The 26,204-nt window shown below is 44.6% G+C and carries 24 protein-coding genes; 11 read left to right on the top strand and 13 right to left on the bottom strand.

Going from position 1 to position 26,204, the window contains the following annotated elements; genetic code table 11:
- Positions 1 to 15: 15 nt before the first annotated feature.
- The 4 genes from OCV24_RS08885 to OCV24_RS08870 form a co-directional block, all read right to left on the bottom strand.
- Positions 16 to 753, bottom strand: a complete 738-nt coding sequence (locus OCV24_RS08885) for a dienelactone hydrolase family protein (RefSeq protein ID WP_150877878.1) — start codon at positions 751 to 753, stop codon at positions 16 to 18.
- Positions 754 to 970: 217 nt separating this feature from the next.
- On the bottom strand, positions 971 to 1,900 hold the full coding sequence (locus OCV24_RS08880; RefSeq protein WP_150877880.1) for a pyridoxal-phosphate dependent enzyme: 930 nt from the start codon (positions 1,898 to 1,900) through the stop codon (positions 971 to 973).
- A 92-nt stretch (positions 1,901 to 1,992) separates the two neighbouring features.
- Positions 1,993 to 3,291: a sensor histidine kinase gene (locus OCV24_RS08875; protein WP_150877882.1), complete on the bottom strand. Its 1,299-nt coding sequence runs from the start codon at positions 3,289 to 3,291 to the stop codon at positions 1,993 to 1,995.
- Positions 3,288 to 3,965: a response regulator transcription factor gene (locus tag OCV24_RS08870; protein WP_150877884.1), complete on the bottom strand. Its 678-nt coding sequence runs from the start codon at positions 3,963 to 3,965 to the stop codon at positions 3,288 to 3,290. Before OCV24_RS08870 ends, OCV24_RS08875 begins: the two co-directional genes overlap by 4 nt.
- 125 nt (positions 3,966 to 4,090) lie before the next feature.
- Here OCV24_RS08870 and OCV24_RS08865 point away from each other — a divergent pair, with 125 nt between their 5' ends.
- Genes OCV24_RS08865 through OCV24_RS08855 form a run of 3 tightly spaced genes read left to right on the top strand, consistent with a single transcriptional unit; the run spans position 4,091 to position 7,045 of the window.
- Positions 4,091 to 5,110 carry a glycosyltransferase family 2 protein gene (locus OCV24_RS08865; RefSeq protein WP_150877886.1) on the top strand — a complete coding sequence of 340 codons (1,020 nt, stop codon included), beginning with the start codon at positions 4,091 to 4,093 and terminating at the stop codon, positions 5,108 to 5,110.
- Complete coding sequence (locus OCV24_RS08860; RefSeq protein ID WP_150877888.1) at positions 5,107 to 6,594, top strand: ArnT family glycosyltransferase; 1,488 nt, start codon at positions 5,107 to 5,109, stop codon at positions 6,592 to 6,594. The genes OCV24_RS08865 and OCV24_RS08860 overlap by 4 nt, the downstream gene beginning before the upstream one ends.
- Positions 6,581 to 7,045 (top strand): GtrA family protein, encoded by a 465-nt coding sequence (locus OCV24_RS08855; RefSeq protein ID WP_150877890.1) that lies wholly within the window; start codon positions 6,581 to 6,583, stop codon positions 7,043 to 7,045. Before OCV24_RS08860 ends, OCV24_RS08855 begins: the two co-directional genes overlap by 14 nt.
- 86 nt (positions 7,046 to 7,131) lie before the next feature.
- Here OCV24_RS08855 and OCV24_RS08850 read toward each other — a convergent pair whose 3' ends face one another.
- Positions 7,132 to 8,337 (bottom strand): benzoate/H(+) symporter BenE family transporter, encoded by a 1,206-nt coding sequence (locus OCV24_RS08850; protein WP_010437969.1) that lies wholly within the window; start codon positions 8,335 to 8,337, stop codon positions 7,132 to 7,134.
- Positions 8,338 to 8,480: 143 nt separating this feature from the next.
- Here OCV24_RS08850 and OCV24_RS08845 point away from each other — a divergent pair, with 143 nt between their 5' ends.
- Positions 8,481 to 9,191 (top strand): helix-turn-helix domain-containing protein, encoded by a 711-nt coding sequence (locus OCV24_RS08845; protein ID WP_010437972.1) that lies wholly within the window; start codon positions 8,481 to 8,483, stop codon positions 9,189 to 9,191.
- 112 nt (positions 9,192 to 9,303) lie between these two features.
- Here OCV24_RS08845 and OCV24_RS08840 read toward each other — a convergent pair whose 3' ends face one another.
- Positions 9,304 to 11,613 carry a YgiQ family radical SAM protein gene (locus OCV24_RS08840; protein WP_244291722.1) on the bottom strand — a complete coding sequence of 770 codons (2,310 nt, stop codon included), beginning with the start codon at positions 11,611 to 11,613 and terminating at the stop codon, positions 9,304 to 9,306.
- Positions 11,614 to 11,941: 328 nt separating this feature from the next.
- Between OCV24_RS08840 and OCV24_RS08835 the strand changes: the two genes are divergently transcribed.
- The gene (locus tag OCV24_RS08835) at positions 11,942 to 12,622 is read left to right on the top strand and encodes a hypothetical protein (protein WP_102507496.1); all 681 of its coding nucleotides are present in this window, start codon (positions 11,942 to 11,944) and stop codon (positions 12,620 to 12,622) included.
- Positions 12,623 to 12,735: 113 nt separating this feature from the next.
- Positions 12,736 to 12,936, top strand: a complete 201-nt coding sequence (locus OCV24_RS08830; RefSeq protein WP_017055091.1) for a DUF4250 domain-containing protein — start codon at positions 12,736 to 12,738, stop codon at positions 12,934 to 12,936.
- A 112-nt stretch (positions 12,937 to 13,048) separates the two neighbouring features.
- On the opposite strand, the gene OCV24_RS08825 is transcribed toward OCV24_RS08830, so the two are convergent.
- Positions 13,049 to 13,960 (bottom strand): LysR substrate-binding domain-containing protein, encoded by a 912-nt coding sequence (locus tag OCV24_RS08825; RefSeq protein ID WP_150877894.1) that lies wholly within the window; start codon positions 13,958 to 13,960, stop codon positions 13,049 to 13,051.
- 281 nt (positions 13,961 to 14,241) lie between these two features.
- Between OCV24_RS08825 and metE the strand changes: the two genes are divergently transcribed.
- Positions 14,242 to 16,605, top strand: coding sequence for a 5-methyltetrahydropteroyltriglutamate--homocysteine S-methyltransferase (gene metE, locus OCV24_RS08820; protein WP_150877896.1), 2,364 nt, complete (start codon positions 14,242 to 14,244; stop codon positions 16,603 to 16,605).
- 101 nt (positions 16,606 to 16,706) lie between these two features.
- On the opposite strand, the gene OCV24_RS08815 is transcribed toward metE, so the two are convergent.
- The 5 genes from OCV24_RS08815 to OCV24_RS08795 form a co-directional block, all read right to left on the bottom strand.
- On the bottom strand, positions 16,707 to 17,102 hold the full coding sequence (locus OCV24_RS08815; protein ID WP_150877898.1) for a GspS/AspS pilotin family protein: 396 nt from the start codon (positions 17,100 to 17,102) through the stop codon (positions 16,707 to 16,709).
- Position 17,103: 1 nt separating this feature from the next.
- Complete coding sequence (locus OCV24_RS08810; RefSeq protein ID WP_004741234.1) at positions 17,104 to 17,400, bottom strand: YciI family protein; 297 nt, start codon at positions 17,398 to 17,400, stop codon at positions 17,104 to 17,106.
- A 193-nt stretch (positions 17,401 to 17,593) separates the two neighbouring features.
- On the bottom strand, positions 17,594 to 17,992 hold the full coding sequence (gene yciA, locus OCV24_RS08805; protein ID WP_017055095.1) for an acyl-CoA thioester hydrolase YciA: 399 nt from the start codon (positions 17,990 to 17,992) through the stop codon (positions 17,594 to 17,596).
- 302 nt (positions 17,993 to 18,294) lie between these two features.
- Positions 18,295 to 18,843 carry a septation protein A gene (locus OCV24_RS08800; protein WP_102507493.1) on the bottom strand — a complete coding sequence of 183 codons (549 nt, stop codon included), beginning with the start codon at positions 18,841 to 18,843 and terminating at the stop codon, positions 18,295 to 18,297.
- A 210-nt stretch (positions 18,844 to 19,053) separates the two neighbouring features.
- Positions 19,054 to 19,944 carry a LysR substrate-binding domain-containing protein gene (locus OCV24_RS08795; protein ID WP_017055097.1) on the bottom strand — a complete coding sequence of 297 codons (891 nt, stop codon included), beginning with the start codon at positions 19,942 to 19,944 and terminating at the stop codon, positions 19,054 to 19,056.
- A 180-nt stretch (positions 19,945 to 20,124) separates the two neighbouring features.
- Here OCV24_RS08795 and hisC point away from each other — a divergent pair, with 180 nt between their 5' ends.
- Positions 20,125 to 21,249, top strand: a complete 1,125-nt coding sequence (gene hisC, locus OCV24_RS08790) for a histidinol-phosphate transaminase (protein WP_136998321.1) — start codon at positions 20,125 to 20,127, stop codon at positions 21,247 to 21,249.
- Between the two features lie 10 nt (positions 21,250 to 21,259).
- A complete protein-coding gene (locus OCV24_RS08785; RefSeq protein WP_017055099.1) occupies positions 21,260 to 22,033 on the top strand; it encodes an ABC transporter substrate-binding protein in 774 nt (257 codons plus the stop codon).
- A 120-nt stretch (positions 22,034 to 22,153) separates the two neighbouring features.
- Here OCV24_RS08785 and OCV24_RS08780 read toward each other — a convergent pair whose 3' ends face one another.
- Positions 22,154 to 23,473, bottom strand: a complete 1,320-nt coding sequence (locus OCV24_RS08780) for a dicarboxylate/amino acid:cation symporter (protein ID WP_371692163.1) — start codon at positions 23,471 to 23,473, stop codon at positions 22,154 to 22,156.
- Positions 23,474 to 23,882: 409 nt separating this feature from the next.
- Here OCV24_RS08780 and OCV24_RS08775 point away from each other — a divergent pair, with 409 nt between their 5' ends.
- Positions 23,883 to 25,289 (top strand): NfeD family protein, encoded by a 1,407-nt coding sequence (locus OCV24_RS08775; RefSeq protein WP_077680249.1) that lies wholly within the window; start codon positions 23,883 to 23,885, stop codon positions 25,287 to 25,289.
- Positions 25,290 to 25,358: 69 nt separating this feature from the next.
- The gene (locus tag OCV24_RS08770) at positions 25,359 to 26,156 is read left to right on the top strand and encodes a slipin family protein (RefSeq protein WP_077680250.1); all 798 of its coding nucleotides are present in this window, start codon (positions 25,359 to 25,361) and stop codon (positions 26,154 to 26,156) included.
- Positions 26,157 to 26,204: the final 48 nt, after the last annotated feature.

Here is a 26,204-nt window from a genome sequence, read left to right as displayed (position 1 = left end):
TTGTGGCGTTGCCGCTTATCGGGTAGTGGTTTCTAGCACATGGGTAAATCTATCCCAGGATTTTTGATCAGCTTCATTTTGGTAATTATTGGAACCGAACACGGTAAAGGCATGCGGAGCGCCACTGTAGGTGATCATTTCATGCGGAACCTTGGTTGTTTCAAGTTGAGCGGCAAGGTTGCCAAAGTCTTGCATTGAAATCATGGCATCAGCTGTGCCGTGGAACACGAAAACCGGAGCCTTAGTCTGCGAGTAGTCTTGGCCTTCTGGTGTTGATAAGCCGCCATGGAAAGTAACGTAAGCCTTCGAAGGAATCCCCGCGCGAGCGGCTTCTAACACAGCGGCCCCGCCAAAGCAGTACCCCATCATCACGTTGTTATCTAAGTTGCCGCCAAGTCTTTTAGCTTCCATGGCTCCTGCATTAAGTAGCGCACGCATTCTCTGTCTGTCTTTGTACAATTCGCCAGTGTGTTGCTTTTTATCTTTCACTTCCGTCGGGCGAATGTCTTTACCAAATAGATCGATGGCGAACACGTTGTAACCGAGTTCGTTGAGCATCTCAGAACGTTTCTTTTCGTAATCGGTTAAGCCATCCCAATCGTGTATGAGTAGCACCAAAGGCGCTTGGTCGCTGGCTTCACTCCAATACCCTTCGTAGTTCATACCGTCAACTTGGTAAGTGACGTTTTCTCCAGAAATTGCTGAAAAGGGTAGTAAAATTGAAAACAGGCCGAGTGTAGTGAGTTTTCTCATGCGTTATTCCTTCAGGTGACAATGACGTTCCAATCGAAAGTATAGATAACGCGATGATTCTCGCCAGATTTCTGTTTCTAATTTGAAGTGCAAGAGTAGAGTGAAAGATGAAAGGGAATTGCGTTAAACAGCCATCACGTATGTAGTGTGATGGCTGTTTGAAGGTGTTTCAGAAACGGAAACTCAATTAGCTTGAATTTAGAAGTAAGACGAGCAATTACCAGGAAGCGTTAGTCGTAATTCGGCACATGTCTGGATATTTTCGCTGGTAGCGTGGCAACATCGATTCGTTACCTAAGATGCCACCTTGGTGAATGTAAATGATGGTTTTAGTTGGGTTATCTTTTTGCCATTGTTCTAAGCATTGCCACATCAATGGATCGTAAAGCAGGTCAAACTCGATGTCGGTTTGCTCTTGTAGATCCAACCAAGTTTGATAATCCTGCTGATACAATTTTCCAAAGTGGTGTTTGGTTTCAAGCGATAAGATCTGTGGATGATCGGTTTCACCAAGCTCATTAAATTGCTGTGTTAAATAGTTGCTGCCACCAACACAAGCACAGGTTAACACTGGGATGTTGTGCAGCTTTAAATGCTTATGAAGGTACAGCGCAGTGCTGCCTGTCCCTGCAGGGAGTGCGACCACAAAATCGTGTTGGTTTTCGAAGCGAGTCCAGCTCAGTATTTCCATCGCCAGTTGTTTTACACCATACTCAGCAAGCTGAGAGCGTCCTCCTTCTGGTAATACAATGCAGTTGAAGTCAGGTTGTCTCACTTGCTCAATATACGCTTGTGGATGAAGTTCGGAGCCTGTTTCTTTGACTGAAATTACCTTAGCGCCAAGGTCTACAGCACCACGGTAATTACCTATTGGGCGTTCTATTAGCCACTGAGGCAGGTGGTCGACGTAGAACTCAAGCGTCCACCCTTTTATCTTTGCTAGTGCCGCGAGTGAGAAAAGAGAGTTAGCCTGCGCAGAACCATAGCTGATCAAGGTTGTGGTCTCTGGGTGCTCGTCTTCCAGCAGCTTCATGAACTTTCGGGCTTTGTTGCCGCAAAAGTGTGAGTGAAGCTGATCGTCACGCTTTAAGAAAAAGGTGTGGTCGTTAAATTGATGCTGAGTTACAGGGCTATTATTTAGTTTCATCGCACTTAAACAAAATGCTGACTAAAGAGCCAGCATTTTTAAATCAAATAGGACGGACGAGTATCTAGTAGCCAGAGGCGGCTGTAAACCAACTAAATCAAGTTTTCGTTCGATATTGGCACAGATGAATCGGCTTGAAAGGTGATCTTGGCGGTGCATCCACCACAGCTTCGATTGAACAATTTAAAGTCCCAATCAAAACGCTGACACAAGTCATCGACAATCAATAATCCCAGCCCGTGTCCATTCGGGTTGTATTGCTCCTGCAGGCCTTCGCCTTGGTCTTCAATAACAAGACTGTCTTGGGAAAGGGTGATCGTTACTGTACCGCTATTAGTGGCTGCAATCGCGTTTCTCAGCAAGTTTCCGACCAACATATTCATGAGCGCGCTGGTGGCTTGAACGGTTGCTTCTGATTGAACTTGTAAGGTTATCTCGACTTCCTTCTCGTCAGCCTGCAACGAATTTTTAGCAATGATAGTCTCTAGCTCTTGCTGGCTAAACAAACGTAGCGGTGCATCGTCAATGTCTCTTTCATAACGAACGAGACCAAGCAGGGCATCGACCATTTCTGACATCTGAACAATGGCGTCATCTATACGTTCAACCTGACGAAATTGAAACTCGGTTGTTTCGCTGCGAAGGAGCAGCTTATTCGCCCCGCGCGCGACAGTCAGAGGAGTTCTTAATTCATGACTTGAGTATCGAGCAAAGGCCTGTTCACGTTTGAGTAACGAATTGATTTCTCGACGATGTTGATTGAGCTGATCGGTTAGTTGGCGAAATTCCACCGCTGCATCGTCACTCACACCAAATTCTTCGTTGAGATTAAGCTTATTGGATTCGAGTTGCTCGGAAAGTAAGTTAAAAGGCTCTATTAGTCGTTTCGATAATCGATAGAGCAAAGCTCCAAAGCTAAAAATTAAAATGGAAAGTAGTGTTAAAACGAATGTTGTTGCGTACACCAGTTCGTTATGACTAAACTCGACTCGGTCAACTTCAGACAAAAGGATGATTGGATAGGTTTCCCCTTCGTCAGAATACTCACCTACATACACCATTCGTGAATCAGGCTCTTCTCCTACTTCACCAACAAAGCTATCTTTACCTTCAATGTATTTCCGGTATTCGTCAGGTATGAATGAAATGTCATTGTATGCCATGGTAAGGCCATCGATACGAATTTTGCCATTCTCTCCTGATTGAAACTGCTCGACCGCATAGTTTCGATCAATCAAGATACGTCTTTCCCCCACGCGATCTTCTGATAGATAAAGCGCAGACATAAACACTATGTAGGTAAAGACCGAGACAATAACCGCCATTAACCCAAAAAAAACCGCTAGGCGGCCGGTTAAGGTTTTGGTGCTTGTGAGAACATTTAAGATCAATTCGACGACTCCAAGCGGAATCCAACTTTAGGTACGGTAATTAACATTTGCGTGTCGAAAGGCTTGTCGAGTTGATTACGCAGCTGATAGATGTGACTGCGTAGCACATCGTTGTTGGGTTCGTTTTCCTGCCATAACTTGTAGGAAATATCTTCACGAGTCACTACCTCAGGTGCGTTTTGGCACAGCATCTCAAGTATGGTGTAAGTGGTTGGGTTTAGCGCAAGTAACTTATCTTGGCGGTAAGCTTTACGAGTCTTTTGGTCGATGGTGAGTTCATCGAACTGAAGTTTAGAAGAGGCGACTTTTCCGCGGTAACGACGAACTAACGCGTTCATTCTTGCTTCTAGAATATCCAAATCAAAAGGCTTAGTTAGGTAGTCATCAGCTCCATGCTCAAAGCCTTTCAACATGTCTTCGCGGCTATCCAGTGCGGTCAGCATGAGAATAGGTGTCGCGTTGCCTTGATCTCGCAATTTATTACAAACCGTTAGGCCATCCATTCGCGGCAACATCAAATCTAAGATAATGATATCAAATGAATTATCCAACGCGAGTTGCAGGCCAAGCTCGCCGTTGTCCGCGTAATCGAGTTCCATGCCAATACACTCAAAATAATCAAACAAGACACCTGCAATTTCACGGTTATCTTCGACCAATAGAACTCGTTTCATTTTGATTCTCATACACAAATAGACGGTAACATTATCCTGATTGAGCGTGAAAAATATGTCAATAACATAACTTTCACTTATGGGAGGGTAGATTGGGTTCAGATTAAAAAATAGAAGAACGTATTATGTCTGAACTTCATATTAGCCGCCCTAAGATACCTACATCGCAGATTAACCCTGCGGTCTCTTTGTCTATCATTGTGCCTTTTTATGATGAACGAGAGGTGTTGGAAGAGTTTCACTCTCGCCTTACTAAGGTTCTCGATAGCTTACCGATTACGAGCGAGATTGTTTATGTCGACGATGGCAGCAAAGACAACAGCTTGGATTTGGTGAGTTCATTCACTTCGATCAATAGTTCAATCTCGGTGATTGGTTTAAGCCGTAACTTTGGTAAAGAGTCTGCGATGAGTGCTGGCCTAGAGCATTGTCGAGGACAGGCAGTGATCTTGCTAGACGCTGACTTACAAGACCCACCTGAGCTTATCCCGCAAATGATTGCCAAGTGGCGTGAAGGTTATGACGTCGTCAATATGCAGCGCAGCCAGCGTGATGGTGAAACGTGGTTTAAGAAGTTTTCAGCGGCAAGCTTTTACAAAGTCATGAACGTGGCTGCGAAGATTGATGTTCCTGAGAATGTGGGTGATTTTCGGCTGTTGAGCCGAGAGGTTGTCGACCATATCAATCAGCTTCCAGAACGTAACCGCTACATGAAAGGCATTTTTTCATGGCCGGGTTTCCGACAAGCGACGCTCCAATTTAAGCGTGATGCTCGCTTCTGTGGTGAGACCAAGTGGAACTACCTCAAGTTAATCGGTTTGGCGATGGATGGGATTACCTCGTTCTCTATCCGACCTCTGCGCATTGCGACGGCCGTTGGTGGTTTAGTGGCGCTTACTGCTTTTGTGTATGGCGTCTTCATCGTATTCAAAACCATTATGTTTGGCGAGCCTATCACGGGCTATCCGTCAATGATGGTCGTGCAACTTGCACTTGGCGGTATTCAACTTCTGAGTATTGGCTTAATGGGTGAGTACATAGGTCGTATTTTCATCGAAACCAAGAATCGCCCTCTGTATTTGATCCAATCGGTGGTCGATACACCAGCATTAAAAACACATTTCAAATTAGAGGAGTCAGCATGAGCCTGAACCGAACACACCTATGGTATTTGTTGGCTTTTGCGTTGGTTCTAAGGCTCTTATCTCTAGCGACGTACCCTTTAATGGATACTACGGAAGCGCGCTACGGTGAAATGGCTCGCTTGATGGTAGAAACCGGCAATTGGTTAACCCCTCAGTTCGATTACGGCATTCCTTTTTGGGGCAAGCCACCATTGTTTACATGGATGAGTGCTGTCGGTATTGAGTTGTTTGGTTTGAGTGAATTTGCTGTTCGTGCACCTCACTGGTTAGCGGGAGTAGCGACGATTTTGTTAACCGCTTACATGGCGAAGCGCACCGGGCAAAGTGCGTTGGTGGCGTCGGTGGTATTGGCGACATGTGGGGTTTTTTCTATTGCGGCGGGTGCTGTGATGACCGACATGGCGTTAACGTTAGCGATGACCATTGCCATGTTAGGCTTCTACTTGTGTTGGCTAGGAGGAGAGGGTTGGAAAGGTGAAGGCAGTGCGAAGGCTAATAGATCTTGGGGCTACGTCGGTTTCATTGGTTTAGCACTAGGCTTGCTTGCAAAAGGGCCAGTAGCGATTGTGATCATGGGTATCGCAGTTTTCCCTTGGTTAGTATTACAACATGGCTTCTTTGGCGCTTTCAAAGTGCTTTGGCAACGCTTTCCATTGTTGTCTGGCTTAGGTTTGATCCTAGCGATTGCTTTGCCTTGGTACATCATGGCTGAAATGGCAACACCGGGCTTTATTGATTATTTTATTGTTGGCGAGCACTTTAAGCGTTTTGTTGTGAGTGGCTGGGAGGGCGATTTATATGGTTCTGCCCATGACCAAGCAAGAGGTATGATCTGGCTGTTTTGGCTTCAAGCGGCTGCGCCGTGGTCGATTGTATTACCTATATTGGCATTTGCTCGACGTAAGAAAATTGCAGAAATTAATACTGAAAATCGCGGCTTGTTTTTATTTCTTGTCTGTTGGTTGATTTCACCTCTGATTCTTTTCACTATGGCGGGCAATATTCTCCCAGCTTACGTCCTACCAGGTATTCCGGCCCTTGGCTTGTTGATTGCTATACTCGTAGTGGAAAAAGATAAGAAGTGGTTCTCGATCGTGGCTTTGGTTCTACCTGTGTTGCTAATGATTGCGATGGTCTACCTGAATCTCGGCAAGGCGGACGAGAAAAGTGACCGTATTATTTTCGAACAGATTACGGATTCTTCGCCAAGCTTTTACGTGGGTAAACGACCATTCTCTGGGCAATTTTACAGTCATGGTCAAGCGAAAAGACTTCTCGATATCGAGCAGCTAGATGGCATTGATAAGTTCTATCTGATTGGTAAAAGATCTGAAGTGGAAACCAAGATTAAAGAGAACGCATTAACGTGTATTCTAGAGCCAACGGTGAAAATAAAGCGTGCTTTATTCAGCTGTCATAGCTCAAGCATCAAGCCAAATCTATCGTTGAGTCACATTCAAAGTGGCAGCGATGTTCAGCGTTAACTCGGGGTTACGAATGTTCAACAACAAGCTTCAAACGCACAGTCAGAGGTTACGCTCTCACCACAAGGTGGTTCGATTTGCTGTGGTTGGGGTTGGTGGGTTTGTTGTTGATTGCTCTGTGTTTGCATTGCTGCATTACGTCTTTGGAGTACCCCTAATGATTGCACGAATTGGTTCTTTCATTGCCGCTGCAACGACCACATGGTTTGGTAATCGCGTGCTTACTTTTGGGTTTAGAGGGCAGGGTAATTGGTCTGAAAAATTGATTCAGTGGCAAAAATTCATGTTTTCGGCATCGATATCTGCAGTACCTAATATACTGTGCTTCAAACTAATGACGGGTCTGCTTCCCCCGATTACTGGGGTTGTATTTATCGCAATGGCCGTCGGCACCTTGGTTGGTATGGTGACTAACTACCTGTTCAGTCAATATTGGGTATTTACTCGTTAGACAAGTAAATGGAAGGCAAGCCATCCAATGACTTGCCTTCCATTTAAGGTGATTGCTAAGCGAGGAGAACGGTAGCTTTGACTCTGCTATTTTCCTGTGTTTGCCCGTTTGGGCTGGGTTTGTTTTGTTTTAGCGACTTCTAACTGCCAGTTTTTGATTGTATAGCAAATTAAACCTAAACAAAGCCCCCAAAATGCGCTGGCGACTCCGGCAAAGTTAATCCCAGATGCGGTCAGTAAAAAAGTGAATAACGCCGCTTCTCTATGTGTTTCATCCGAAAGTGCGGTTGTTAAGCTGTTAGCCAATGTCGGTAGCAAAGCTAGCCCAGCGATAGCTACGATGATGGATTGAGGAACAGACGAAAACAGAGAGACAAAGGTTGTTCCGAATACTCCTGCCAATAAATAGAAACCGCCTACAGCTAAAGCCGCTTTGTAGCGGCTCTTCGGGTTCGGATCCGCGTTTGGGCTCATACATATTGCCCCTGTCAGTGCCGACAAATTAAAAGCAAAACCGCCAAATGGCGCAAGCAATAAACCGGTAACGCCTGTTGTGGTTATAATTCGAGATGCTGGTGGGTTATAACCATTGGCTTTTAATACGGCGAAACCCGGTAAGTTCTGGGATGCCATTGTCACAATAAATAGGGGAATCCCTACACTCAATAAAGATGACCAGTCAAAATCGGGTGTGATGAACATAGGTTGAGTCAGCGTTAAGTTCACATTCGATAAATCCAACTTTCCCGCGATGCCACTCATCATGGCTGCGAGTAGTAGAATAAAAGGTATCAAAAGATTCCCAAACCTAGGTTTAGCGAGAATATAAGCGGCTAGCATAGTGCTGATGATGACAGCTTCTTGAGACATAGAAGAAAACATTCCGATGCCAAACATCCACAACACACCAGCTAACATTGCAGAGGCGATTGACGTAGGTATTCGCTTAAGAAGTGTTTCAAAAACCCCTGTTAGACCTGTAATGGTGATGAGGAGCGAACTAAATAGGAAGATCGCGACGGCTTGTTCTACGGTGAGTCCATCCAGCGATGAGATGAGTAAAGCCGCACCCGGTGTAGACCAAGCCGTCACAATCGGTTGCTTATATCGCCATGACAGTAGAAGAGTTGACATGCCCATACCTATTCCAAGTGCCCAAAACCAAGATGCAATTTGCTCTTGATTCGCGCCAGCACTGCTAGCAGCTTGGAAAATGATCGCCGCCGCACTCGCATAACCGATAAATACTGCAATGAAACCAGTACTGATGTGAGAAAACTTAACTTGATCCATATTCACCACTCTCGTTGTGCGTTATAACATACATAGGAGTAACTTAGCACTTGTGCGTTATAGCGCACAAGTGCTATTTGTATAAACTTGTTCGTAATAGCTATTCGTAACAATTTAATATACGAGCAAACTCAAATAGGTAGATGAACGAAAACATGTCGAAAAACGTGAATACAGAAGACCGCTTGAATGTAATGGGTAGCCTGAATGCCGAAGGTCGTTTGAAAGCAGATGAAGTTTCGAATGCAGGAGAAGCTTTAAGTGTACAAAATAACTTGAACGTGAAAACCGAATTGCAGGTAAGCCAAAATCTAAAGCGGATTCGTAAAGAAAAAGGATGGAGCCTCGATGCGACCGCGAAAGCGACTGGGGTAAGCAAAGCTATGCTTGGTCAGATTGAGCGTGGTGAGTCTAGTCCAACGGTCGCAAAACTATGGCAAATAGCGACTGGGTTTAATGTGTCATTCTCAAGTTTGATTTTGCCTTCTTCAAACAACGAACTGGTGAGCTTGTTCCGAGATGCGAATATATTACGCGACGAAAGTTTGAAGGACGGTTTCTCGGTAAGTGTTGTGTTCCCTTTTGAGCCATCTGTAGGCTTCGAATTGTATGAGCTTAGGTTGGCAGAAAACTATCAACATTTCTCTGAACCTCATAGTGCCGGTGTGACGGAGCATATTTTGTGTATTTCAGGTCAAATGGCGGTTTTCTTTGATGATAGTTGGCATGAGTTAAGCTCGGGACAAGCCGTTCGTTTTAATGCAGAACAGCGTCATGGTTATAAAAATACAGGGCAAGAAAAAGCCATTTTCCACAATATTATCCATTACCCTAATCAATGGCAGCGGTCATAGTTGGTGGTACTTAAGATAATGTCGTCATGTTTCAAGATACAAAAAAGCGCAGCTAAATAGCTGCGCTTTTTATTAATATGATAACCAAGTAAATGAAGTCGCTATAGCTATATTAACGCTGTGTTGCGCGTTGGCGATTCTTGCCGTTACTCGCAGGTTTACCACCTTGACCATTGCCCGCTTTACTGCGGTTTGGCTTGCTATTTCCGCTGCTATTGCCTTGCGATTGCTGGCTACCAGGGGCTTTTTTGATGAAGCCAGTCGCTGGTTTATTATCATTACCGTTCTGTTTTCCGTTGCCCTGATTGCCGTTGTTTTGGCTACCTGTTGGCTTCTTACCACCCGGTTTAGGCTTATTGCCACCAGGCTTAGAATGGTTACGTGGGCTTTCGCCGCCAAGACCCGGTTGAGCTTTACTGTGCTTAGTTGCAAAACGTTGTGAGCCGTGACGACCAGATTTACGACGTTGTGCCGGTGTTTGCGTATCAAAGTCTTCTTCCGGAATCAAACAGCCCGGCTTGTCACCGATAAGGTGCTTCTTACCCATATCGATTAGCGCTTCGCGGATGATCTTCCAGTTCTCTGGATCGTGGTAACGAAGCAATGCTTTATGCAGACGACGTTGACGGTCACCTTTAGGCACAGGCACATCTTCACGTTTTTTATATTTCACACGCTTCAGAGGGTTAGTCTCTGAGTAGTACATCGACGTTGCATTACACATTGGCGATGGGTAGAAGTTCTGTACTTGGTCACACTCGTAGTTGTGCTTTTTCAGCCACAACGCAAGGTTAAGCATGTCTTCATCTTCTGTGCCCGGGTGAGCCGAGATGAAGTAAGGAATTAGATACTGTTTCTTACCGGCTTCAGCGCTGTACTTCTCGAACATCTCTTTGAAACGATCGTAAGTGCCCATGCCCGGTTTCATCATCAGATCCAGAGGGCCTTTTTCAGTATGCTCTGGAGCAATCTTCAAGTAACCACCTACGTGATGCGTTACAAGTTCACGTACGTATTCTGGAGATTCAATCGCAAGGTCATAACGAACGCCTGATGCGACCATTACTTTCTTAATGCCCGGAACTTTTCTCGCTGAGCGGTAAAGGTCAATCGTGTGCTGGTGGTCTGTGTTTAGCTTCTCACAGATTTTCGGGAAAACACATGATGGGCGACGACAGTTAATTTCCGCTTTCGGGTCTGAACAGCCTAAACGGTACATGTTTGCTGTTGGGCCACCCAAGTCAGAAATAGTACCGGTAAAGCCAGGTACTTTATCTTTAATGTCTTCGATTTCATCCAAGATAGATTCTTTCGAACGGTTCTGAATGATACGACCTTCGTGCTCTGTGATTGAACAGAAAGAACAACCCCCAAAACAACCACGCATGATGTTCACAGAGGTTTTGATCATGTCGTAAGCAGGAATCTTCGCTTTGCCGTACATAGGGTGAGGAACACGTTTGTAAGCAAGGCCAAATACGTAATCCATCTCTTCTGTGGTCAATGGAATTGGTGCTTGGTTAACCCAAAGTTCACGGTCTCCGTGACGTTGAATCAAAGCACGACCTGAATACGGGTTTGTTTCTAGGTGTAAAATACGGCTAGCGTGAGCGTAGAGAATACGGTCGTTGTTTAGCTTTTCGAATGCAGGGATACGAACAGCAGTTGTTTTTGCATCGTGACGAGAAGGGCGAATGGCAATGGGTTGTGCCTTTACTTCTTCCACTTTTTCGTCTTTCTTGGTATCACATTGCGTTTCCACTTCGTACGGGTTCACGGGCACGTAAGCTTTGTTCGGCTTTTCGATACGAGAAGAGTCGATGATTTTGAAGCCTTCAGGGGCTGCTGCAATATTGATTGCAGTACCACGAATATTAGTCAGCGTAGACATGTCTTCGCCGTCAGCAATGCGGTGTGCTACTTCAACTAGCGCACGCTCAGCGTTGCCAAAAAGAAGAATGTCAGCTTTTGCATCAAACAGTACAGAGCGACGGACTTTATCTGACCAGTAATCGTAGTGTGCAACTCGGCGTAAACTTGCTTCGATACCACCAAGCACGATTGGCGTGCCTTTATAAGCTTCACGGCAGCGTTGAGAGTAAACCAGAGTTGCACGGTCAGGACGCTTGCCACCTTCGTTGTTTGGCGTGTAAGCATCATCGTGACGTAATTTGCGATCAGAGGTGTAGCGGTTGATCATGGAGTCCATGTTACCCGCTGTGATGCCGAAGAATAGGTTAGGTCTACCCAGTTCCATGAAGGCATCTTTACTGTCCCACTTAGGTTGGGCAATAATGCCCACGCGGAAGCCTTGAGCTTCAAGCAAACGGCCAATGATAGCCATACCAAAGCTTGGGTGATCGACATAAGCGTCGCCCGTTACAATAATTATGTCACAGCTATCCCATCCAAGAGCATCCATCTCCTTTCTACTGGTAGGCAAAAAGGGTGCGGTTCCGTAGCACTCGGCCCAGTATTTTTTGTGTTCGTGAATAGGAGTGATATTGCTGTACATATTTCAACCTCTGATTTTTGAGGCGGGAATTATAGCGGCATGAGACTAGAGTAGCCAGTAGAACATGCCCTTGTTAATTCTAGTGTCTTTAGTCATTTTGGTGAAATAAGACACAAGAGCTACACCCCAGCATAGTTGAAGCGTTAAGTAGAGTGGCTAATTTGTTATTTTGATTAGTGTTCGCAGCAGTTTTTGATATTATTCGCGAAAATAAGTCTGAATAAGTAGATCCATAATGGTCGAATCATTATTAGTACAATTTGCTCCGATGCTATTGGGAGCCCAACTGATCTTAACCCTCATCTTGGTAAAAGGGGATATTTGCCCGGGACAACGTGGCCGTATTCACAAGATGTTACCTGCGATTGGCGTGCTTTGGCTTGCTGTTGCTTCATTGAGAATTGAAGCGTTTCTGATCGTATTCGCTATCTTTTACTTCTATTCTCAAGTTCAAACTAAGAAGACACGTGACTCAGGCCCTGTCTGGGTGATGTATCTTGCGTGTGGTTTGGCGCTGTCATACGTTGCTATCCAAGCAAGCGAACAGGTAAATCCAGTTGGTATTATTACGACTGTGGTGCAGGTGGCTTTACTGGGTGCTTCTTTCGGACATTTACTGCTGACTATCGCAAGAACGCGCTTACAAGCATTTCACCGCGTTCTGCCTGTTGTGGGCGTATTAAGTGGCATGCTAGTGGTATTGGCGACCGTGATCAACGTTTATTCACTGTCTGAAGCGCAACTAGAACCTGTTATTTCAACCTTGTTGTTTAGCTTTGCTTTGCTTATCTCTTCCATCGTGATTTGGTGTTGGCATTTACTGTTCGTTAAGACACCTGAAAAGCTTCAGCTTACGGTTTCATTGTTGATGTTATTAGCGGCAGCTGTTGGTTTAACGCCAGTTTGGGCACTGTAACTTTGTGCATTGTAACCATTCATCTGATTTAAGAAGTGTGATCTATTTTTTAGCGTGACCTTGGTAAGCGTTCTAAACTTAACTTTAGTCGGTATGTTCGTAAGGAGTACGGGATGGATTTAAGCAACGTCAAAAGTCTGGATAGCATTATTTTGCTTGGAATTGTGAATGAGAAACTTCGTTTAGAGTGCGATAGCTTTGAAGAGCTGATCAGTATGTATGAAATGGATACTGAAAGTGTTGTGGGTAAGTTGGATATGCTTGGCTATCAATACGATCCACTGACTAACCAGTTTAAGTCTTATTCGAGATAAGTCATAAATTAGCTTATGAATCGACACCATTTAAAAGTCACAGAACGAACCTGTGACTTTTTTTGTTTCTTTCTTATAGTGCTGGCTTGTATCACATCATCATGTATCGATCTTAAACGACTTCAATACCATCAAGGTGACTCTTACTTTGCTGTCTTGCTGTGCTAAAGAAAGCTTGTAGATAGCGTTTGTCTTTTTCTGAGTTTCTTACCGCAGCAAATAGTCGTCGCGATAAGCCGTCGCCCAATGGTTTACTAGCGATTAAACCTTGTCTTAAAAATTCACTGATCGCCCAGTTTGGTAGGGCTGCGACCCCTAGACCAGCTGATACCATTTGCACCAACATTAATGTGTTATCTGCCTGTTTCCATTTATTCGGCTCTACACCTGCAGGTTGCAAAAAGTGTTTCACTACATCGAGACGTTGCTTCTGAACGGGATAGGAAAGCATTGTCACATTACTAAGATCTTGTGGGTCGATGCTTGGCTTCTCTGCTAAAGGTGAATTAATAGCCGTGATCAAACGCATCTCGAAATCAAAGAGTGGTTCATAGTGAACCTCTGAACGGGGCTGAATGTCTGAGGTGATCACCAAGTCTAGCTCGCCCGCCATTAATGCGGGTAGCGGTTCAAAACCAAAGCCTGATGAAAAATCGAGCGTTACGCTTGGCCAAGCCACTTGGTATTCCTTCAAAGCGGGCATTAACCATTGGAAGCATGAGTGACATTCGATCGCCATGTGCAAACGACCATTCACATCCTCTTTTAGGCTTGCGAGTTCGTTTTCTGCTTTAGCAATTCTTGGTTGTATCTCATCGGCGAGCTTAAGCAGAATCTCACCTTCAGAGGTGAATTTTACTGGCCTAGTTTTGCGCAGGAAAAGCTGACCGCCAATACGAGCCTCAAGGTCTTTCAATTGGTGAGAAAGCGCCGATTGCGTCAGATGAAGAGAGGTTGCCGTTGCTGTCAGTGAGCCGCTGTCTCTCAAGGTGGTCAATGTTCGAAGATGTTTAAGCTCTATCATGAGTATTCCTCATATTCCCTAAGCCAATTCAATATTTCTTAATGATCACCCTACGGGTTTTTTTATTATTTGTAAACGTCTAGATGTCCAGATGGATTTAAGGGCCTCATCTTTGGTTTATTCAATATGAATATTTTTAATAAACAAGATGAATATTTGGACGTTGTTCATTATTCAGATTGGGTAGATAGTTTAGCCATCCAGACGCCTTTTTGTGAGGGTGAAAATCACGATAGGCCATCTGAACAGATACTAATAATTATTGAATAAGGAACAGGTTCATGACTACAACAACGCATATTCTTGGCTACCCACGTATCGGTGAAAAACGCGAACTTAAATTCACATTAGAGAAGTATTGGCGCGGTGAGATTGATCAATCTGAGCTCAAGCAGCTCGGCAGCGAATTGAGAAATCGTAACTGGAATGTACAAGCTGAGGCGAATCTAAGCTTTGCAACTGCGGGTGACTTCGCATGGTACGACCATGTTCTAACAACGACGTTACTTCTAGGTCATGTACCTAAGCGACACGCTGGTGGTAGCGAAGACGAAAAAGCCTTCCCAGACTTAGATACCTTGTTCCGCGTTGGTCGCGGGCAATCTCAAACTCAAATACAATCTCAAAAGCAGCCAACTTGTTGTGGCGGGAAACATGGCTCAGAAAGCGCTAAAGATGGTGCTGCGGCGTCTGACATGACCAAATGGTTCAACACTAATTACCATTACATTGTGCCTGAATTCAGTAAGGACGATTCGTTTGAAGTGAGCTGGCCACAACTGTTTGATGAAGTGAGTGAAGCGATTAAAGCGGGGCATAAGGTGAAGCCAGTTCTTCTCGGCCCGCTGTCTTACTTATATCTCGGCAAAGAAGTTGAAGAGGGTTTTGACCGCTTAACCTTGCTCCCGCGTCTGCTTACTGCTTATCAAACTATTCTGGCAAAACTCGCTAAGTTGGGCGTTGAGTGGGTTCAAATCGATGAACCAATCCTTTCTTTGGAACTTGAAAAGCCATGGGTAGAGTCATTCAAGTTGGCATATCAAGTGATTCAAGGCGATGTGAAGTTATTACTTACCACCTACTTTGATTCGGTGACTGACACGTTAGATAAAATCGTGGAACTGCCCGTCAACGGTTTACATATCGATTTGGCTGCCGCTCCGCAACAACTCGATGAAGTGGTGACTAAGCTACCTGAAGATTGGGTGCTTTCTGCAGGTGCAATCAATGGACGCAATGTTTGGCGAGCAGACTTAGCCGCTCAGCTAGAAAAACTACAACCTGTGAAAGAGAAATTAGGCGATAAGCTTTGGGTCGCAAGTTCATGTTCATTGCTGCACAGCCCGGTTGACCTTGAGTTAGAGGATACACTCAGCGAAGAAGTGAAGAGTTGGTTTGCTTTCGCGAAACAGAAAGTCACGGAAGTTAGCTTATTGGGTGCTGCGCTTGACGGCGATCAAAATGCCATTTTAGCGTGTGAGACGTATAGCCAACCGATTGTTGCGCGCAAGAGCGCGACTCATGTGAACAAGCCGCAAGTTCAAGCTCGTATTAACACTATTACCAAAGCGCTAGCGGAGCGTAGTGCTCCTTATGCAGAACGCGCTTCACACCAATCTGAGGTGCTGGGTTTACCGTTATTGCCAACTACAACCATTGGTTCGTTCCCACAAACCGGAGAGATCCGTGTACAGCGTAGTGCTTACCGCACCGGAAAACTGAGTGAAGCGGAATATAACACTGCACTGAAAGGCCATATTGCGGATGCCGTTAAGCGTCAAGAAGCCTTAGATTTAGATGTACTGGTTCATGGCGAAGCTGAACGTAATGATATGGTGGAGTACTTTGCTGAAAATCTAGCAGGCTTTCAAACCACTAAATTTGGTTGGGTGCAGAGTTATGGCTCTCGCTGCGTGAAACCAGCGATTGTAGTCGCGGATATAGAACGTGAGAAACCGATGACGGTGGAATGGTCGACCTATGCCCAATCTCTGACCTCGAAGCAGATGAAAGGGATGCTGACAGGCCCTGTCACTATCTTATGTTGGACATTCCCACGTGAAGACATCTCACGCAAAGAGATCACTAATCAATTGGCATTTGCGCTGCGTGATGAAGTGTCTGACCTACAAGATGCAGGAATCAATATTATTCAGATTGATGAACCAGCGATTCGTGAAGGTTTACCATTGAAAAAACGTGACCACGCAGAATATTTAGAATGGGCCGTCGATGCCTTTAAGATCTCGGCCGCGAGTGCTAAACCAGAGACGCAAATTCATACTCACATGTGCTACAGCGAGTTCAACGAAATCATTGATTCAGTGGCCGCATTAGACGCCGATGTGATTACCATTGAAACCTCTCGTTCAAATATGGAACTATTGAAAGCGTTTGAAGAGTTTAACTATCCGAATGCGATAGGCCCGGGTGTTTACGATATTCACTCGCCAAACATCCCTTCAGAAGAGTGGATTATTGATTTACTTAAGAAAGCGGCAAAGAGAATTCCGGTTGAACGTTTATGGGCAAACCCTGACTGCGGACTGAAGACGCGTAACTGGGCTGAGACAGAAGCCGCCTTGGCCAACCTTGTATCGGCGACGAAGACACTGCGTAAAGAGTGGGAATCAGCTGAGGCATAGTTCGGCCTAAGATTTGATTGACCCGCTAATCCACGATGAACCACAAAAAAGGCCTCGCAAATGCTAGGCCTTCTGGTTTTATGCTTGTTTAAATCTCGAATCTAACTGCTGCTCTGACAGGTATTTTTGCTGATCAGCTTCTCAACCATCAATTGTCCGCGTGTGTTACGAATCTTGATGTTGTAAGCCAAGCCCATATCGAGGTTTGCTCTCACTTCAGAGCTGGTGCAGTAGCTGTTCACACTCATATCTACAACTTGGTTTAAAGGTTTTGCACCTTTAGCATCTTGGTTGTAAATCATCATGATCTCAATCACGGTGTTTTTTGCTAGCACACGCATGACCGACAGTGGGCCATACTCAATCGGCAGACCAGCAGATAAAACGCCAGCTCGGTGCTGCGCCATCATCTCTAGCTGTCTTTGTTCGTCTTGCTCACTTGAAGCACAGCCTGCAAGTAGAGCTAAAGCCAGTGAGCCAATAATCCATTTTTTCACGTTAAAATACTTTCTTGAATGGTTTTACAATCACATTTTGGTAAACGCCAGCATCAATGTACGGGTCAGCGTCTGCCCATGCTTGAGCATCTTCCAAAGAGTTAAATTCGGCAATTACAGTTGAACCTGTGAAGCCCGCTTCGCCAGGGTTATCTGAGTCAATCGCTGGCATTGGACCTGCTGTTAACAGTCGGCCTTCATCGTGAAGTGTTTGTAGGCGTTCTAGATGTTGTGGGCGAACACTTAGGCGTTTTTCTAATGAATTTTCGACGTCTTGAGAAAAAATCACGTACCACATATTGAGATATCCTTATTTTACTTCACTAAATTGGGGTGTTTATATTCGCTATCTTGCTAATTTACGCGAACTAATTGGTATTGGAAGGGCTAATGATAAGAAATTGTGAATTGGTGCGAGAGAGTTGATGGTCTTTAGCAATTTCATTTATACAAACTAAAGACCATCGACATAACTCTCTTAATAAAAGGTATTATTTGTTGATAGCGCGAGGCTTGCCACTTTCATCAACAGCCACGTAGTTAAAGGTCGCGCCACATACTTTGTAACGGTCACCGATGCCGTGATCAAGGACAGGCTTAACCCATACTTCTAGGTCGATATTCATAGAGCTACGACCAATCTTAGTGCAGTCACCATAAACACACACGACATCGCCAACCGAAACTGGCTGTTTGAATTCGATGCTTGATACTGACACGGTGACTATTTTTCCGTTTGAGATCTCTTTCGCCAGTATGCCGCCAGCCAGATCCAGTTGAGACATTATCCAACCACCGAAAATCTGGCCTGCTGCATTTGTATCAGAAGGCATCGCTAATGTGCGAAGAAGTAAAGAACCAATCGGGTTCAAAGTTGATTGAATAGTCATTGTCGTACTCTTGGTGGTATTGATTATCTTAAATAAAAATTGATGTGTTGACTGGTTAAGCACATTGGCAAATGAGTGCAATGAACAACAAGAAACCAGATGATTGCTAATTTAGTGAGGTTTTCATTAAATAATAGGCTTTATTTTGACCAGTTTCCGCAACACAAAAAAGCCAGTGGCCAATGATCACGAGTATCATTGGCCACTGTTAATAGAATATTGATAAGAATTGTATCAAAAAGGGAATGAGGACTCATCCCTTAGAGTTACTTCTCGTCGGTATTTTTATCCGTTAGCTCTTTCTACTGGTCTTTTGGCAAATGCTGATCTTTTGGTAAATGCTTATAAATATATACACCTGTCAGTAATGTGAACAACAAGGTCGCGATGAGCAGACCAAACACCTTGAAGTTAACCCAAATATCCAACGGCAGGTTGAAGGCAACGTAAACATTGAGGATCGCACACAAAGTGAAGAACAGAGTCCAAGCCCAGTTGATCTTGCCCCATACAGGCTCAGGCAGTGTGATCTCTTTACCTAACATACCTTTAATAGCAGATTTACCCATAAGGTGGCTGACTGTCAGACCGATAGCGAACAGCGCATAAACGATGGTTACTTTCCATTTAATGAAGTTGTCGTCGTGCAAGAAGATAGTCATGCCACCAAATACGGCAACCATTAGAAAAGTGATGATCTGCATTTTCTCTACTTTCTTGTAGATCAAGTACGTCAAAACAATTTGAACAGCAGATGCAACGATCAAAGCACCAGTCGCTGTATAGATGTCGTACATCTTATAAAGTGCAAAGAAAATGATGAGGGGTATGAAATCAAGAATTTGTTTCATGTGGCACTGAATATCCAGTTAGTTGAGTTGCAAACAGTCTAACTAAAATTACTCCGATGCTAAATAGCCCAAGGCAATTGGCTGCAAAACTAATTATTTTTATCGGCCAATCAATTCATCGGCGCTGTTTGATAGCGATGAATGAACTTCTTGGTGTCTTCTAAATAGCCTTTACTTTTCAGACTATCTTAGGTGTTCTCTATCTCTTGCTCATTTATCAACGAGCCAATCTACTAAAGTCGACAGGGACGCATTCTGACGATTCTTTGGTTGAATTAAAAAGTAACCATTTCCGGAAAAGACACTGTCTTCACTCACTTTCACCAATCGGCCCAAATCGATATCTTGCTGAGCGAGTGTGATATCGCCTATGGCAATCCCAAACCCTTGAATGGCCGCATTCATGGCTTGATCGAGCGTGGCAAATTGTTGGTTGTTCTTGCTTGAAAGGTCGAGGCTCCCGATATGCTCCAACCAAAGTCGCCAATCACTCTGCTCATTGTTGGCGTGTAACCAAGTGTACTGAGCAAGTTTGTGTGGCTTGATAACAGTCGAAGTGCTGTTTATCCGATGACTCGGCACAATACTCTGTGCTTGGCAGATGGGGGCGAGTTGCTCGTTGAACAGTAGTTGGCTAACAATCGATTGTTGGTTGGGTTTCTTGCCATAGGTAATCACCGCATCAAATGGGTCAAAGCTTGGCTCGAAAACGTGCTTGATGGTCGATGTAAGCTCAACATCTATCTCGGGGTAAGCCTGTTGAAACGACATTAACTTAGGTAACAACCAAGAAGTAATACAACTTGGCGCGTTGAGTTTGATCTTAGAGGGTGAAGTGGCAATTTGATTGAGAGCTGATTGCAGTTGTTGAATTGTCCCTTGAATGAGAGGGACCAATTCCTCCCCTTTGGGCGTTAACGACAACCCGCGAGCATGCCGATAGAAGAGATCACAGCCAAGACTTTCTTCAAACGACAGTACCTGACGGCTCACTGCTCCTTGCGTGACATTAAGTTCATGTGCCGCTCGAGTAAAATTGAGGTGCCTTGCGGTGGATAAGAACGCGAGCAAGGTTTTGGTTGAGGGAAGGGTTCGATTCATCTATTTACCTATGATTTTTTATCATGGCTATTATGTGATTATTTCGATTCATTTATCAATAGTGTTCTGTTTGAATGTAAATACTTAATCATCAATTGTGATTCAATATGTGTATAGTTCGCATTTTTTGAATATGAAGGCAGTGATGAAGGTATCGTTATTACATGGAAGGGACAGTTTTTGACATCTTTTATTGATAGTTTAGTACCTCAGGCCGTAAAAAAATTAATACCTTATCAATCGGCAAGAAGAATTGGTGGTGATGGACGTGTCTGGTTAAATGCCAATGAACTAGAGAGCACTTTGTTCGAAGCTGAGCCAAGCTATAATCGCTACCCAGATTTCTTACCACAAGATATTGCCAAGGCGTATCAAAGATATTGCGCAACAGAAGCTCCAACAATCGCGGTCCGTGGTGCGGATGAAGCAATTGATCTTCTGATCAGGGCATTTTGTAAGCCAGATCAAGACAAGATTCTTATCTGTTCACCAACGTATGCCATGTATGAGTTTTGCGCTGATGCACTGGCGATTGAAACGCTCGACTCTCCTTTACAGGAAGATTTTAGCTTAAACGTTGCTGACATTGTGAAAAAAGCCGAGTTGGCCAATATCGTTTTTCTTTGCTCTCCCAATAATCCAACCGGCAATGTGATTCCTAAATCAGATTTGACTCAAGTACTCGAGGGGACCGTCGGAAAATCGCTAGTCGTGGTCGATGAAGCGTATATTGAATTTGAACCTCAGACATCGGCCGTGAGCCTTATTGAGCGTTATCCGCATCTCGTCGTTATCCGTACTTTATCTAAAGCGTTTGGACTCGCAGCCGTACGTTGTGGCTTTATTTTGGCGAGCCCTAACGTGATGCAATACGTATCTAAGCTGATTCCCCCTTACCCAATGCCAGATTGTTCGTCTCAGATAGTTTTAGAGGCGTTATCTAATGAGCGTGTTGCCGTGATGAAACAGGCGACCGCTAAACTGGTAGAGATTCGTAATCAGTTTGCTGCGGAGTTAATGCAGTTCGACTTTATTGAACACGTTTATCCGTCATCGACCAACTTCATTTTGTTACGTCAAAAATCGGGGCATGAACTGTTTAGCGTATTGATGAAGGATGGCATTGTAACAAGGAACCAAAACCACGAACCGGCTTTACGTAACTGCGTTCGAATCAGCATTGGTAGCCAAGAGAGCATGTTAGAAGTGATAACGTCACTAACACGCTACCAAACCGAATTAGGACAAAATCAACAATCTCAACATAAAGAAACTCAACCTCAACTCGATAAAAATCATATCTAGGATGGCAATGATGAAAAAGATAATTCTCGGACTCGCTTGTGCGGCCGCTTTACTTGGTACAACAGTACAGGCGAAAGAAATCCGTTTAGCGTCAGACTTTACGTATCCGCCATTCAACTATAAAAACAGTGACGGTGTGCCTGTCGGGTTTGATATTGAGATAGCTGATGCCTTGTGTGAGCAAGCCAAACTCGATTGTACTTGGGTTTCACAAAGCTGGGATTCGTTAATTCCAAGTTTGTTGGCAAGAAAGTCAGATGTGATTATGGCGTCGATGCGTATTACCGAAGAGCGTAAGCGCAAGATTTTGTTCACCGATAAGTACTACCAAACACCAGCCGTATTTGTTGCTGCCAAAAGCGCGGAGTTCAGCATTGATGAGACAGGCTTAGCAGGCAAAACCATCGGTGTTCAGCAAGGTACGATTCATGATCGCTACGTAACCGATAAGTTTGGTGACATCGTAAATATCAAGCGGTACACAGGTCAGGACGAAGTGTACCTTGATCTGCAAAATGGCCGTTTAGATCTCACCTTCGGTAACTCAGATCAACTGTCGCTTGCTTTCTTAGATAAGAAAGAAGGAGAGGGTTTCGAATTCAAAGGTAAAGCGGTAACCGACAAAGCCTACATTGGCGAGGGTACGGCTTTAGCGTTAAGAAAGCAGGACTCAAAACTGGCGAAACAATTCAACGCCGCGATTGAAGAGATTAGAGCAAACGGTACTTACGACAAGATCGCCGCTAAGTACTTCACGTTTGATATTTATGGCGCTGATTTGTAATTCGTCTAACGCCTAAAAACTAGAACACCAAAAACAAAAATCCGAGAGCTGTGAGGCTCTCGGATTTTTTCGTTGATGTTCGTGGTATAAATTCAATACCACCAACTTAGCGTTTATTTATTACGCTTGCTGTTTTTGTAGCTCAGCTTCTTTCGCTTCGTCTTTGATCAGAGAATCAACGATGACTGCACATGCTGCATCACCAGTGATGTTCAGAGCAGTACGGATCATGTCGAAGATACGGTCTAGAGCGAACAATAGAGGTAGACCTTCGATAGGGATACCTGCCGCAAGAAGAACCGCAACCACTAGGAAAGAAGGGCCTGGAACACCTGCTTGACCAACTGCGCCTAGCGTAGACGTTACGATGATAGCAACGTAAGCACCCATAGATAGGTCGATGTTGAACAGCTGTGCGAAGAAGATCGCCACTAGGCCATAGTAAATTGCGTTACCAGACATGTTGATCGTCGCACCAAGTGGCAGAACGAATGAAGCCGTAGAGTTGCGAACGCCAAGTTCTTTCTCTACCGTTTCCATTGTTACTGGCAGTGTCGCCATTGAAGAGGCTGTTGATAGTGCAACCGCTTGAGGCTTCTTCATTGCCACTAGGAACTTCTTCGCAGAAGTCTTAGTGAAGATTTGAATCATCAGTGGATAAGCCACAAAGCCGAAGATCAGAATCGCAGCGATGTAAACAATAAACAGCTTGAACACAACCATAAGTGCGCCAAAACCGAATGTACCTACTGCTTCTGCCATTAGGCCGAACACGCCAAGTGGTGCGATGATCATAACCTTGTTGATCATCCAAACCATTGCATCAACAATCGCATTTACACCGTTGATGATAGGGTCACGTTTCTCTTTTGCTTGTTTAGAGATCGCAATACCAAAGAATAAGCAGAAAACAAGGATTTGCAGAATGTTTGCTTCATTCAGTGACTGGAAAACGTTGGTCGGGATCATGCCAGTGATGGTTGCCCAAAACGTTGGAAGCTCGCCTTTCGCAGCGTATTCAGAAGAGAACATGCCTTCTACGCCAGAAACATCGATACCACGGCCTGGTTCGAATACTTCACCCATTACCAGCGCTAGTGCTACAGCAAGTGCTGACGTTAGTGCGAAGTAACCCAGTGTTGTTACACCGACTTTACCAGCCGATGAGCTATTACCTAGACCTGCAGCACCTGAAATTAGGGCAACCGCGACTAGAGGAATAACCAGCATCTTGATCAAGTTGATGAAGATAGCACCCAGTGGAGCGAACATAGTTGCGCTGTCACCCATCATTGCACCGACTACGGTACCGACGATCATTGCAATAACGACTTGAATGCCGATATTGCTTAGTAAATTCTTTTCTTTTAACACTTCCATAACCTCTGTGCTACTAAATATAAAAATCCCAGAACTACTCACCAATGTACGATGTGCCATTGGATAAATATTTCGTTAAGAGTTTTACACGTATCTTTTACATTTATCAATATGAGCTGAGGTGAAAGCCCTCTAAAAACACGTGGTCTAATGTTATTTGTCGCTTTTTTGTGTTCAAGCAAACGTTTGCTTTTTGGGTTTTTTGCTTGAGTATTTGCTTTATTTATAAAATTAGCATTGCCAGATATTTTGTGAATAATTATCTCTGCTTAGTGGTAGGGATGTGTTGTTAACATTTACGTTTCATTTGTGCACTTTTTTTGCTCGTTGGATATGGGGGAAATATTGATAAGTGTGTTGTGGGAAATCCAGCCTGAGCTATGCTTAAGATAACGAATTATTACCAAGATGTTACCTCTACGCTTTAAATAAACGTCTATTTAGCATCTCAATTGTAAGGAGAGGGGCTATGACTTTTATATTAAAGTACTTGTTTGCGTTTCTTCTGTTGTTTAGCTCTGCGAATGTTCTGGCAGATGATGTCTGGGTTATAGAGGTGAATGGAGGTATAGGTCCGGCGACCAGTGATTACCTTACGAGAGAAATAGAACAAGCTCACGATGAGCAAGCTAAGCTCATCATATTGAAAATGAACACGCCCGGCGGGTTAGACACGTCGATGCGCGACATTATTCGATCCATCACCACGTCACCGATTCCGATAGCAACTTGGGTTGGACCAGCAGGTTCACGCGCAGCAAGTGCAGGGACCTATATTCTTCTCGCCAGTCACATCGCTTCTATGGCCCCAGGAACTAATTTGGGGGCAGCAACTCCAGTGTCTCTTGGTGGAGGTAAAAGCCCTTCTAATCCGTTATCCCCACAAGAAGACGCGAATAAAGACGACAACGCCACAGCCAATGAGCAAGGTTCACCCAAAGAAGAGAGTTCCGAGCAAGTAAAAGCCACCACTGCGATGGAGAAAAAGGTGATCAATGATGCTTCGGCTTACATTGTTAGCCTAGCTAAATTGCACAATCGTAATGAAGAGTGGGCAGAAAAGGCGGTGCGAGAAGCAGCGAGTTTGGATTCAGAGAATGCACTCGAACTTAACGTGATTGATTTCATTGCCAGCGATATTCAGCAACTGGTCGAGATGAGCAATGGGCGCACCATCACAATCAACGGTGTCAGCCAGGAAATTCTGCTCAACGAGGTGGCTTTTGTTGAGCGAGAACAAGACTGGCGCTTTAGTTTGCTCTCGGTTATCACCAACCCGAACGTGGCTTATATTCTCATGCTTATCGGTATCTACGGTTTGTTGCTTGAGTTCTATAACCCTGGCGGTGGTTTACCGGGTGTGCTTGGTGGTATTTGTTTGTTGCTCGCCATGTATTCCTTACAAATGCTGCCTGTAAGTTATGCTGGCCTTGCTTTGATCTTGTTGGGTATTGCGCTAATGATCGCAGAAGCGTTTAGCCCGAGTTTTGGTATTTTCGGTTTGGGTGGCGTCGCTGCATTTACATTGGGCTCAATCATGCTGATGGACACAGAGGTACCGGGTTACCAAATCGCCTTGCCGCTAATTATTGGAATCAGTTTGTTCTCTGTGGCGTTTATTGTCGTAACAATATCAATGCTAGTCCGAGTGAGAAACAGACCAGTGACCACGGGGATGGAAGCTGTGGTTGGCGAGACAGGTAAGGTGGTCAGCGGTTTTCCGGGTGTGGGTCGAGTGCTGGTTGAAGGTGAGATCTGGCAAGCCAAATGTGCCGATGAACTGAAAGCGGGGCAGAGTATCAGAGTCACCAAGCTAACAGGGCTTTCTTTGGATGTTGAGGCGCTGCCCGATGAGAGTTCATCGAAACCTAGTTAGGCGCGCCATGCATGGCAAACTTTATCGAATTATTAATTGCTTAACCATCGTTACCATTAGGGGGCGGTTATGTTTATACACATTATAGGTATTGTCATCGTGCTCGTTATCTTGTTGATAGCCAGCATGTTCAGAGTTTTACGTGAGTACGAGCGCGCAGTGGTGTTCTTCCTTGGGCGCTTTTATGGTGTGAAAGGGCCGGGGTTGATTATCATCATCCCCTTTATTCAACAGATCGTGCGAGTGGATTTACGAACAATCGTATTGGACGTACCGACACAAGACTTGATCACTCGTGACAATGTGTCGGTTAAGGTCAATGCGGTAGTCTACTTCAGAGTGTTGGATCCAAAGATGGCGATCAATAATGTGGAGAACTACCTCGAAGCGACCAGTCAGTTGTCACAAACGACGTTACGTTCAGTATTGGGGCAGCATGAGTTGGATGAACTGTTGTCTGAGCGAGAAGAACTCAACAGAGACTTACAATTGATACTGGATCAACACACGGATAATTGGGGAATTAAGATAGCCAATGTTGAGATTAAACATGTTGATCTTGATGAGAGTATGGTGCGAGCTCTAGCGAAACAAGCGGAAGCTGAGCGCACCCGTAGAGCTAAGGTGATACATGCGACTGGTGAGCTCGAAGCATCGGCTAAGCTTACAGAGGCTGCAGAAGTCTTGAATAAGGCGCCTAATGCTATTCAATTGCGATATATGCAAACGCTAACCGAGGTGGCTAACGAAAGGACCTCCACCATTATCTTCCCAATGCCCATCGATTTAGTGGAAAAGATAACCGACCCGATCAAAGCGACGATAAATGAGGCTGCGATTAAGAAAGCGATGAAAGCCGATGAGTGATTGGCTCAAATGAAAAGCAATAAAAAAAGGCTCCACAACTGTGGAGCC

This window comes from Vibrio kanaloae (assembly GCF_024347535.1).
GTDB lineage: Bacteria > Pseudomonadota > Gammaproteobacteria > Enterobacterales > Vibrionaceae > Vibrio > Vibrio kanaloae.
The sequence above is the reverse complement of the archived record's forward strand: the minus strand, read 5'-3'. Positions and strand labels throughout refer to the sequence as shown.